The sequence below is a fragment of the Corallococcus sp. CA047B genome, from assembly GCF_003612065.1.
GTDB lineage: Bacteria > Myxococcota > Myxococcia > Myxococcales > Myxococcaceae > Corallococcus > Corallococcus praedator.
Genome location: NZ_RAWD01000305.1, coordinates 1 through 11370, shown reverse-complemented (window position 1 = coordinate 11370; position 11370 = coordinate 1). Strand labels below are relative to the sequence as shown.

10 protein-coding genes are annotated in these 11370 nt (G+C 70.2%); 5 read left to right on the top strand and 5 right to left on the bottom strand.

Annotation, left to right across the window (positions count from 1 at the left end; all coding sequences use genetic code 11):
- On the bottom strand, positions 1 to 1046 hold a 1046-nt coding region (locus D7X74_RS33250), incomplete at its 3' end, for an MFS transporter (RefSeq protein WP_120537028.1).
- A 70-nt stretch (positions 1047 to 1116) separates the two neighbouring features.
- On the opposite strand from D7X74_RS33250, the gene D7X74_RS33245 reads away from it, so the two are divergent.
- From D7X74_RS33245 to D7X74_RS33235, 3 genes are all read left to right on the top strand, one after another.
- On the top strand, positions 1117 to 2022 hold the full coding sequence (locus tag D7X74_RS33245) for a LysR family transcriptional regulator (RefSeq protein ID WP_120537027.1): 906 nt from the start codon (positions 1117 to 1119) through the stop codon (positions 2020 to 2022).
- 145 nt (positions 2023 to 2167) lie between these two features.
- Positions 2168 to 4168 (top strand): PAS domain-containing sensor histidine kinase, encoded by a 2001-nt coding sequence (locus tag D7X74_RS33240; RefSeq protein ID WP_120537026.1) that lies wholly within the window; start codon positions 2168 to 2170, stop codon positions 4166 to 4168.
- Positions 4169 to 4177: 9 nt separating this feature from the next.
- The gene (locus D7X74_RS33235; protein ID WP_120537025.1) at positions 4178 to 4642 is read left to right on the top strand and encodes a TfoX/Sxy family protein; all 465 of its coding nucleotides are present in this window, start codon (positions 4178 to 4180) and stop codon (positions 4640 to 4642) included.
- On the opposite strand, the gene D7X74_RS33230 is transcribed toward D7X74_RS33235, so the two are convergent.
- Positions 4629 to 6272 (bottom strand): AMP-binding protein, encoded by a 1644-nt coding sequence (locus tag D7X74_RS33230; protein WP_120537024.1) that lies wholly within the window; start codon positions 6270 to 6272, stop codon positions 4629 to 4631. The genes D7X74_RS33235 and D7X74_RS33230 overlap by 14 nt on opposite strands.
- Positions 6273 to 6379: 107 nt before the next feature.
- Positions 6380 to 7225: an Fpg/Nei family DNA glycosylase gene (locus D7X74_RS33225; RefSeq protein WP_120537023.1), complete on the bottom strand. Its 846-nt coding sequence runs from the start codon at positions 7223 to 7225 to the stop codon at positions 6380 to 6382.
- 231 nt (positions 7226 to 7456) lie between these two features.
- On the opposite strand from D7X74_RS33225, the gene epsC reads away from it, so the two are divergent.
- Together epsC and cysK are read left to right on the top strand one after the other, a co-directional pair.
- A complete protein-coding gene (gene epsC / locus D7X74_RS33220) occupies positions 7457 to 8302 on the top strand; it encodes a serine O-acetyltransferase EpsC (protein ID WP_120537022.1) in 846 nt (281 codons plus the stop codon).
- Positions 8303 to 8342: 40 nt separating this feature from the next.
- Entirely contained in the window at positions 8343 to 9263 is a 921-nt protein-coding gene (gene cysK / locus D7X74_RS33215; protein ID WP_120537021.1) for a cysteine synthase A, read from the top strand.
- 40 nt (positions 9264 to 9303) lie between these two features.
- On the opposite strand, the gene D7X74_RS33210 is transcribed toward cysK, so the two are convergent.
- Positions 9304 to 10443 (bottom strand): aminotransferase class V-fold PLP-dependent enzyme, encoded by a 1140-nt coding sequence (locus D7X74_RS33210; RefSeq protein WP_120537020.1) that lies wholly within the window; start codon positions 10441 to 10443, stop codon positions 9304 to 9306.
- Positions 10444 to 10555: 112 nt separating this feature from the next.
- On the bottom strand, positions 10556 to 11206 hold the full coding sequence (locus tag D7X74_RS33205) for a hypothetical protein (protein ID WP_120537019.1): 651 nt from the start codon (positions 11204 to 11206) through the stop codon (positions 10556 to 10558).
- Positions 11207 to 11370 lie beyond the last annotated feature (164 nt).

The window sequence follows — 11370 nt, the reverse complement described above, 5'->3', positions numbered from 1 at the left end:
CCCGCCCCCGTCGCCGCCAGCGCGAAGCCCAACCCCACGCTCGCGCGCATGCCGCCCCGCACCAGCACCTTCACGCCCACCGTCGAGCCCACCGACCAGCCCAGCAACATCGGCACCAGCGCGAGCCCCGCACCAATCGGCGAGTGTCCCCCCTGCTCCGTCATCCACAGCGGCACCCACGCCGACATCGTGTAGAGCAGCGCTCCCGCGAACAATCCCCCCGCGAGGCCACTGAGCACCGTCCGGTCCTTCACCAGCGTCGCCGGCAACAAGGGCGCCGCCGACCGGCGCTGCTGCCGCACGAACAGCGCCGCCACCGCCACCGCGCCCAGCGCGCACACGCCTCGCGCCCGCGCCGCGCCCGGCTCCAACGCGAACAGCAACAGCGCCACCGTGCTGCCCGCCAGCACTGGCCCCCACCGGTCCAGCGTCACCGACTCGCGCCGGGGTGGATCCCGGTAGGACAGGTGCAACAACAGCGCGGACAGCACGCCCACCGGCAGGTTCACCAGGAACACCCACCGCCACGAGGCGTGCATCACCAGCCAGCCTCCAATCAGCGGCCCCAACGCATTCGCCGCGCCCCACGCTCCGGTGAACAGACCCTGGATGGCGGCCCGCTCACGCAGCGTGTACAGGTCCGCGCTGATGGTCAGCGTCGTGGGCTGCAGCGCCCCCGCCCCCAGCCCCTGCATCACCCGGAAGCCCACCAGCGCCGGCACCGACGTCGCAAGGCCACACAGCGCCGAGCCCAGCAGGAACAACCCCATCCCCGCGAAGAACACCGGCTTGCGCCCCACCCGGTCCGCAAGCTTGCCGCTCACCAGCACGCCCACCGTCGAGGCGAACAGGAACGCGGAGAACACCCACGGGTAGAGCGAATCGCCCCCCAGCTCCCGGGTGATGGTCGGCATGGCGCTCGTCACCACCGTGCCCTCGAAGGCACTCACCACCAGCGCCAGCAACACCGCCCCCGTGGCCACGCGCCGTGCCCCGCCCGGCTGCATCCGGCTGCCCGCGTCCACCGTCACGCCGCTTCCATCCATGCCCCTTGAGTATGCCGCCAGCCACCATGCGGAAATCGCATCTTCCGCATAGAGTCCTTGCGAAGAACGCATGACCTCCGAACAGCTCCGCGCCTTCCTGCACGTCGCACGCGAGGGCCGCGTCTCCACCGCCGCGCGCGGGCTGGGCCTCTCCCAGTCCGGCCTGTCCCGACAACTCCAGACGCTGGAGGCGGAGCTGGGGGCCCGACTCCTGGTGCGCACCCCTTCCGGCGCCGTCCTCACCGACGCCGGGGAGCGCTTCCTCCCCCATGCCACACGCGCCCTGGAAGCCCTGGCCGCGGGCCGCGCGGAGCTGGAGCGGCTGTCCGGGACGCCTCGCGGCCCCGTGGTGCTGGGCACCCTGCCCACCGTGGGCGCCTACCTGCTCCCGGACCTGATGGCCGCCTTCACGCGCAGCCACCCGGAAGTGCGTCCCCGCTTGAGCCAGGACCACGCGCCGGTGCTGGAGGAGGGCGTGGCCCGGGGAGGCCTGGACCTGGCCATCCTGTCCCTGCCCGTGCGCCGCGTGGACCTGGTGACCCAGCTGCTGTGGGATGAGCCCCTGGTGCTCGCCGTGCCTCGCGGCCACCGGCTGACGCGGCTGGGGCGGCCCGTGGCGCTCCAGGAGCTGACCGATGAGACGTGGGTGCGCATCCCCGGCATGGTGGGCGCACGCGCGGTGGAGGCGGCCTGTGAGGCGCGTGGCGTGACGCCGAAGGTGGCGCTGGAGACGGACACCGCCGAGGCCCTGGGCCGCATGGTGGAGCGGGGCCTGGGCGTGGCGGTGGTGCCCCAGCTCATGGCGAAGGACGCCCCGGCCCACGGCTTCGACGTGGTGCCCCTCACGCGGGGCAGCCCTCGCCGGCAGGTGGCGCTCGTGCACCGGGGACAGGGCTACCTCACCGCCGCCGCGCGCGCCCTCAAGGACGCCATCACGGAACACGTGAAGCAGCACTTGCTGCCGACGGTCCGCTAGCCTCCCCCGAGCCTGGGTGGACGAGCAGACAGACATTGAACAGGCATCCGGCTGCTCCGCGTCCGGGTCTCAGGGAAGGCTTCCCTGCCATGAGGGGATCCCCTAGAACTTCGCCCCTGTCGGTGAGCCCCGGGAGCTGGACGACGTGACGGCGGATGAGCTGTTCAGCGGTGCCGGTGAGATGGCTTCCCGGATGCGCGAGAATGACTGGGCCGCCACGCCCCTGGGGTCCGTGGAGGGCTGGCCCATCTCACTGCGGACGCTCGTGCGGACGATGCTGCACTCGCGCCATCCCATGTTCCTCTGGTGGGGCCCCCAGCTCATCCAGCTCTACAACGATGCCTACGTCCCCAGCTTCGGCAGGGGAAAGCACCCCGCGGCGCTGGGGCAGCCCGGCCGCGAGTGCTGGCCGGAGATCTGGCCCATCATCGGTCCGCAGATCGACGACGTGATGCGCGAGGGCAAGGCCAGCTGGAATGAGGATCAGCTCGTCCCCATCTTCCGCAACGGCACCATCGAGGAGGTCTACTGGACCTACGGCTACTCGCCGGTGTTCGACGACGCCGGGAGGATTGGCGGCACGCTGGTGGTCTGCACCGAAACCACCGCGCGCATCCTCGGCGAACGGGCCCTGCGACAGAGCGAGGAACACCTCCGCCGGGTCGTGGAGGCTTCAGGCGCCGGCACCTGGGAGCTGGACACCACCTCCGGTCAGATGCTGGGGGATGCGCGGATGGCCGCGCTCTTCGGACTGCCGGACCCCTCCGGCTTCAGCCTCCAGCAGATGCTGGAGTGTGTTCATCCCGACGACCGCGAACGCCTTCGCGGCGCCATCGACTCCGCGCTCGCCGGTGAGACGGGCGGCCGTTACGTCGTGGAGCACCGGGTGTTGGACACCACGGGCGGCGCCCCCCGCTGGGTCGAGGCGCGCGGGCAGGTGTCCTCCGACGCGGCCGGAAAGGCCGCCCGCGTCATCGGCACGACGCTCGACATCAGCGACCGGAAGTGGGCGGAGGAGGAAGGACACAGGGCCCGGCGGGAACTCCAGGGGTTCCTGACGCAGGCCCCTCTGGGCGTCGCGATCCTCAGTGGCCCGCGTCACGTCTACGCCTTCATCAATGCCCCCTTCATGGACATGCTGTTCGGTGGCCGGCCGGCCACGGACCTCTTGAACCGCTCCGTCCGGGAGGCGCTGCCGGAGCTGGAGGGCCAGGGCTTCTACGAGCTCCTCGATGGCGTCTACCAGACGGGCAGGAGCTTCCACGGCGCGAAGCAGCGCGCGTCCATGGTCCAGGCCGACGGAAGGGAACGGGAGCTGTTCGTCAACTTCACCTACCAGGCGAAGCGCGACCCGTCCGGGCGGATCGACGGCATCCTGGCGGTCATCTACGAGGTGACCGACCAGGTCAACGAGCAGCGGGAGATTGAACAGCTCGCGGAGAACCTTCGCGCGGCCATCGTTTCGCGGGACACGTTCCTGGGGGTCGCCTCCCATGAACTCAACACACCCCTGACCACGCTCAAGCTGCAGACGCAGATGAGCCGGCGCGCCTTGTCGAAGCAGGGCGCCTCCGCGTTGCCCCCGGCGCGACTCGAGAAGCTGCTCGACACCACGCTGCTCCAGGTGGAACGGCTGGGGCGCCTGGTCAATGACATGCTCGACGTGTCCCGCATCAGCTCCGGGAAGCTGACGGTGATTCCCGTGGAGACGAACCTCTCCACGCTGGTGGCGGAGCTGCTGGAGCGCTTCGCTCCGCAGTTCGAAGCGGCCGGATGCCGGCTCGTGACGGAGCTGGAGAACGACGTCATCGCGCCGCTCGACGCCATGCGCATCGAACAGGTGCTGACGAACTTCATCATCAACGCCATCAAGTACGCGCCCGGCAAGCCCGTGCACGCGAAGGTGGAGCAGCGGGGCCCCAAGGTGAAGGTCAGCCTCCGGGACGAAGGCCCGGGCATCCCCAGGGAACATCAGGACCGGATCTTCGTCCGGTTCGAGCGTGCGACGTCCTCGAGCGAGGCCAGCGGCCTGGGGCTCGGCCTGTACATCGCGAAGCAGCTCATCCAGGGACACGGCGGAACGATCGCGGTCGAAAGCGAGCCCGGCCGGGGCGCCACCTTCAGCTTCGAGCTACACAGCACCTAGGAGACGCCCATGCCTCGCACGGACAGCCTGGTGGAGTACACGTTGGAGCTGCTGGAGCCGCTCGGCCCGGTGCAGGCCCGCTACATGTTCGGAGGCTGGGGCCTGTCCTACGCGGGCCGGATGTTCGGCCTCATCATCCAGGGCCAGCTCTACCTCAAGGTGGATGACGTCACCCGCCCCGCCTTCGAGGCCGAGGGCTGCCGGCCCTTCATCTACGAAAGCAAGGGCACGGCCCACCAGATGAACTACTTCACGCCCCCGGCGGACGCGGAGGACAACGGCCGCATGCTGCTGCCCTGGGCCCGCCGCGCCGTGGACGCCGCGAACCGCTCCGCGCAGAAGAAGCCCGCCGCGAAGAAGAAGCCCGCCGCGAAGAAGAAGCCCGCCGCGAAGAAGAAGCCCGCCGCGAAGAAGGTCGCGGCGAAGAAGGCCCCCGCGAAGTCGAAGGCGAAGCCGCGCGTCAGGCCGTCTTGATGGAGGCCGCGTCGCCGAGTCCCAGCTCGGCGACGGAGACCTCGCGCATGCGGAACTTCTGCACCTTGCCCGTCACCGTCATGGGGAAGCTGTCCACGAACTTCCAGTGACGGGGAATCTTGAAGGTGGAGATGCGGCCGGCGCAGTAGGCCGTCAGCGTCTCGGCGGTGAGCGTGGCGCCGGACTTCAGCCGCACCCACGCCATCACCTCCTCGCCGTACTTCACGCTGGGCACGCCGATGACCTGCGCCTCGCTGATGTCCGGATGCGTGTGGAGGAACTCCTCCACCTCGCGCGGGTACACGTTCTCCCCGCCCCGGATGATCATGTCCTTGATGCGGCCGACAATCTTGACGTAGCCCTCCGCGTCCATCGTCGCCAGGTCGCCGGTATGCATCCACCCGGCCCGGTCCACCGCCGCCGCCGTTGCCGCCGCGTTCTCCCAGTACCCGAGCATCACGCTGTAGCCCCGCGTGCACAGCTCGCCCGGCTGTCCCAGCGGCACCACCGCGCCCGTCTCCGGCTCCACCACCTTCACCTCCAGGTGCGGGTGCACGCGGCCCACCGTGGACACGCGCTTGTCCAGAGCGTCATCCAGCAGGTTCTGCGTGGACACGGGCGACGTCTCCGTCATGCCGTAGCAGATGGTGACCTCCCGCATGTGCATCCGCGACTGCACCTGCTTCATCACCTCCACCGGACACGGCGAGCCCGCCATGATGCCGGTGCGCAGCGACGTGAGGTCGAACTCGCCGAAGCGCGGGTGGTCCAGCTCCGCGATGAACATCGTGGGCACGCCGTAGAGCGACGTGCAGCGCTCCGCCTGGACCGTCTGGAGCACCACCAACGGCTCGAACGCCTCGCCCGGAATCACCATGGTCGCGCCGTGGGACGTGCAGGCCAGGTTGCCCATCACCATGCCGAAGCAGTGGTAGAACGGCACCGGGATGCACACGCGGTCCTCCGGGCCGTAGCGCAGCACCTCGCCCACGAAGAACCCGTTGTTGAGCACGTTGTGGTGCGACAGCGTCGCGCCCTTCGGGAAGCCCGTGGTGCCGGACGTGTATTGGATGTTGATGGGGTCATCGAACTGGAGCGACGCCTCGCGCTCCGCCAGCGCCTCCACGCTCACGGCCGCGCCGACCTTCACCAGCCGGTCCCAATCCGAGTCCAGCACCAGCGCCTCGCGCAGGCCCGCGCACCGGGGCCGCACCTCCGCGAGCATCGCCGTGTAGTCCGTCTGCCGGAACCCCTTCGCCAGGAGCAGCACGCTGACGCCCGCCTGGTTGAGCGCGTACTCCAGCTCCGACGTGCGGTAGGCGGGGTTCAGGTTGACCAGGATGGCGCCCGTACGGGCCAGCGCGTACTGCGCCACCGTCCACTCGAAGCGGTTGGGCGACCACAGCCCCACCCGGTCCCCCTTCTGGACGCCAAGCGCCAGCAGCCCCCGGGCCACCTCCGTCGTCGCATCCCAGAACTGGCGCCACGTGACGCGGTAGTTCTGCGACGCCACCACCAGCGCCTCACGGTCGCCATGCCGCTCCACGGTGCGGCGCAGGTTCTGACCGAGGGTCTCCCCCAGCAGCGGGGTGGTGCTGGTGCCGTGGGCATAGGACAGGGCGGAGGTCATGCCTCCATCGTCCCCATGGCGGCCCCTGCTCGGCAAGCGCCAGCGTGGTGGGGTGGCCCCCGGCTGTCCGCTCGAACGCAACCGGTGCGCGTTCAACGCAGCCGCCATCAGCGACTGGCCTCACCCTCCCCGGCGCGGGCCCGACGGGGTCTCCGCACACGGTCCACGCCCTGGCACGCGGCGCAGGAGTAGAGCGTGCGGGCCGCCAGCGTCTGGCCCTTCACCTTCGCACCGCAGCACGGACACGGCAGCCCCGTGCGGCCATACACACAGAAGCGCTCCGCGCGCTTGCGCCCCGGAGACGGCAGGGGCGGCGCGCCGGGCGTGACGATGAGCCCGTCGCGCGCACCGTCCTCCAGCAGCGTCCGCATCGCACTCCACAGCGTGTCGAACGCACCCCGCTCCAATTCGCACGCGGGCAGGAGCGGCGGCAGTCTGGCGAGGAACAGCGCCTCCGCCCGCACGATGTTGCCCACGCCCGCGATGCGCCCCTGGTCCAGCAGGGCCTGCGCCAGCGGCATGCGCCCCGACGTCAGCCGCGCATACGCCCGGTCCGGTGAAGCCTCCGCGCGAAGGGGATCCTCGCCCAGCCGCGCACGCAACGCGGCCTCCCCTTCCGGGGTCAGCAGCTCGCACGCGGAGGGCCCCGACAGGTGCAGCGTCGCCGCGGTCGACGCCAGCCGCAGTCGACACGCCAGGGAGGGCGCCGGCGCCTCGCTCCGGAAGTGGCGGATCCGACCGAAGAGTCCCAGGTGGATGTGCAGCCGCACGTCCCCTTCGAAGACGTGGAACAGGTGCTTGCCGTGCGCGTCCACGCCCAGGAGCACCCGGCCGGAGAGGACGCGCGCGGCCCTGTCCAGCCGCCCCTGGGGCGAGTCGGCCGTGAAGCGGCGTCCCACCAGCCAGCGGCGGTGGACCCTGGCAACCCGGTGGATGCTGTGACCTTCGGGCATCCCCCTGGGTAACCCCGGCCTCCCCTCCTCGCCATGACGCGCCGCGACCCGCCCCTCGTTCTCCGGGCAGCCGGGCGGCCGCGACGTTTTGCCGCCGACGGCATCTGCGTACGGAACCGGGCCGTTACGCCTCCAGGGACCGAAAAAATGCCAATCCGGCCTCGTTCAGATGTTCCTGCGCTTGAAACAAAGAAACCGGCCCCCTGGCACGCTATCCTGACGCAACGCCCCATGGACGATCCGAACGCCCGACTTGTAGCCACCCTGCTGGAGGCGCGACAGCGCCACTGCTTCCCCCCGGATGTGCGCAAGGCGGCGCCGGAGTTCGTCGCGCAGGTGCTGGGGCTGCTCTTCCCGCACTTCGCGGAGCGGCTGGAGTGCAACGCCGCCGCGGTGCGCCGGGACGTCACCGCCGTGGAGGCGAACCTCCAGCGCATCCAGGGGCTGCTCGCGCCGCACTACCCCAGCACCGACGCCAGCCTGTCCACGCACTTCATGGCGGGGCTGCCGGACATCTACGCCTGGCTCCAGCAGGACGCCCAGGCCATCTTCGAAGCCGACCCCGCCGCGCGCAGCGTGGACGAGGTGGTGCTCACCTACCCGGGCTTCTACGCCATCGCCATCTACCGCGTGGCGCACGCGCTGCACCAGTTGGGCTTCCCGCTGCTGCCGCGCCTGCTCACCGAGTACGCCCACCAGCGCACCGGCGTGGACATCCACCCGGGAGCCACCATCGGGCGCCGGTTCGTCATCGACCACGGCACGGGTGTCGTCATTGGCGAGACGACGATGATTGGCGACAACGTGAAGCTCTACCAGGGCGTCACGCTGGGCGCGCTGATGGTGGAGAAGGCCCTGGCGGACAAGAAGCGCCACCCCACCCTCGAGGACGACGTGGTGGTGTACGCGAACGCCACCATCCTCGGAGGCACGACGGTGGTGGGCAAGGGCAGCATCATCGCCGGCAACGCGTGGCTCACGCAGAGCGTGCCGCCCCAGTCCGTCGTCACCCGCCGCAGCGAGGTGCGCGCGCGCCACGGCGACGAGGGCCTGGACGTCCTCGACTACCAGATTTGAGAACCCCCAACGCAGTGACCTTCCCCGCACAGGAGACGCCATGAAAGTCGACAGCATCCTGCAGACCATTGGCAACACGCCGCACGTGCGCATCAACCGCCTGTACCCCTCGCGCGTCACGGTGCACCTGAAGCTGGAGCGCGCCAACCCGGGTGGCAGCATCAAGGACCGCATCGGCCTCGCGATGATCGAGGATGCGGAGAAGAAGGGCCTGCTCAAGGAGGGCAGCGTCATCATCGAGCCCACCAGCGGCAACACCGGCATCGGCCTGGCGATGGTGGCCGCGGTGAAGGGCTACAAGCTCATCCTGGTGATGCCGGAGTCCATGAGCATCGAGCGCCGCCGCGTGCTGGCCGCCTACGGCGCCACCTTTGATTTGACGGAGCGGGCCAAGGGCATGAAGGGCGCCATCGCGCGCGCCACGGAGCTCGTCGCCCAGACGCCCAACGCGTGGATGCCGCAGCAGTTCGAGAACGAGTCCAACATCGAGGTCCACAAGCGCACCACCGCGCAGGAGATCCTCAACGACTTCCCGGACGGGCTGGACTACCTCATCACGGGCGTGGGCACCGGCGGCCACATCACCGCGTGCGCGGAAGTGCTCAAGGCGAAGTGGCCCAAGCTGAAGGTGTTCGCGGTGGAGCCCGTCAAGTCGCCCGTCATCAGCGGCGGCCAGCCGGGCCCGCACCCCATCCAGGGCATCGGCGCGGGGTTCATCCCGAAGAACCTGCACACGGACGCGCTCGACGGCACCATCCAGGTGGATGAGAAGGACGCCTTCGAGTTCGCCCGCCGCTCCGCGCGCGAGGAGGGCATCTTCGTGGGCGTGTCCTCCGGCGCCTCGCTGTCCGCGGTGAACCAGAAGCTCGCGGAGATGCCGGACGGCAGCCGCGTGCTGGCCTTCTGCTACGACACCGGCGAGCGCTACCTGTCCGTGGAGAACCTCTTCCCGGCGCAGTAGTCCCCTTCGCCGGAAGGTCCGGGTGCGGGCGCTGCCTGCCTCACCCGGGCCGGTACGCGCGCACCAGCTCCACCAGCCGGTCCATCTCCGCGGGCGTGTTGTAGAAGTGCGGCGACAGGCGGATGCGTCCGCGCCGCACGGAGTGGGCCACCTTGCGCTCGGACAGGTGCGCGCTGAGCGCCCGGACGCTGGCGCCCGGCGGCAGGAAGGTGAGGATGCCCGCGCGGTCCTCCGGCGCCGGCCCCACTTCACAGCCCAGGTCGCGAAGCCCTGAGTCCAGGCGGGCCACGAGTTCGCCAATCCGTGCACCGATGGCGTCCGTCCCCACCTCCAGCAGCAGCTCCAGCGCGGCGCCCATCGCGTAGATGCCGGGGTACGCGGCGCTGCCCTCCTCGAACTTCGCCGCGTCCGGACGCAACTCGAAGTGGGAGCGGTTGAAGTTCCACGCGTCGGTGGTGCTCCTCCAGCCGACCAGCGCGGGACGCACGCGCGGGAGCACGTCCTTCGCCACGTACAGGAACCCGATGCCGGAGATGCCCAGCATCCACTTGTGGCTGTCCGCGCTGAGGAAGTGGATGCGGCTCTTCTTCACGTCCACCGGGATGCAGCCCACGCTCTGGATGCCGTCCACGCACAGGAGCACGCCCGCGCGTTCGCACAGCAGGCCCAGGGCATCCAGGTCCGTGCGATGCCCGGTGGCGAACTGCACCGACGACACCGCCACCAGCTTCGTGCGCGGGGTGAGCACCGCCGCCACGGCTTCGGGTGTCACCCCCCCGTTCGGCGTGGCGATTTCACGGACCTCCACGCCCCGTTCCTTGAGATGCAGCCAGGGGTAGACGTTGGAGGGGTATTCGAGGCTCGTGGCGACGGCGACCTCGTCCCCGGGCTTCCAGTCCAGCCCTTCCGCCACCAGCCCCAGCCCGTGACTGGTGTTGCGCACGAAGGCCACTTCTTCCGGCGAGGCTCCGATGATGCGCGCGGCGAGCCCCCGCACGTGCTCGCTGTGGGACTCCCAGCCGCGCTCGTGAAGGATGCCGTGGTGCACCAGGTCGTCCATCCACCCCTTCACCGCGGAGGCCGCGCGCAGGCTGGTGGGCGCGACGCCCGCGTGGTTGAGGTAGAGCTGTTCGCCGAGGACGGGGAACTCGGCGCGGTAGGACTCGAACGGGGTGCTCATGGCCCTGGAGTGTAGCCACGCGCCCCGAATTGCGGACGGGCGCATGGGGACGAGTGTGCACTCCTCGGAGGGATCAATCCGCTCAAGGCTCCGAGCGCCCGCCGGACCAGTGCTACAGGACGACCAGCAGGCCCAGCGACGCGGTGGGGTACACCGTGCGCAGGCCCAGGTTGCCCGTGCTCACCTGGAGCGTGCGCACGTCGGTGAAGGTGAAGCCCGGACCCGCGCGCGCCGACAGGCCCACGCGTCCGGAGCCCGGCCGCCACATCACGCCCAGCGTCGGCTCCAGGAACGCCGTCGTCGTGTACTCCTTGGTGTCCGGCGACGCGACGGTGGCCCGCGCGATGAACTCCTCGTAGCCCACCGCCATCCCCAGGAACGGCCGCACCGTGCCATCCGCCAGGAAGGCCAGCGTGTAGCGGCCATCCACGCCCACGCCGAAGTTCAGCTTCACGTCGCCGCCCTGCACGCCCGTGAAGCGCGCCTTCGCGCCCAGCGACCGGCTCCACCCGCCCGCGCGCCCCATCAGGCCGAACGCCAGCCGCGCGTCCTTCGACGCCGCGACCTCCGCCCGCACCCCGTAGAGCGAGCCGTCCAGCGCGGGCGGCTGCAGTTCCAGCAGGAACGCCCCACGCCGCTGCTGCTCCTGGCCCGTCGACGAGCGGCCCACGTCCTGCGCCAGCGCCGGCACCGACAGCAACGACACACCCACCGCCACCGCCGCCTTCACCCACCGCATCGACCGCTTGGACTCGACTCGCATGGACCATCTCCTTCGATTTAGCCGTACGACTAATTTAGTTACACGACTAACTAAGACCCTCAACGCAGGATGTCAAGCCGTCGGCTGTTCGTCCGTCCTTGCGGGGTGGGAGGCCGTGCCCTATGGAATCGGGATGCCTCCCACCCGCCGTGGCAAACAGGCCC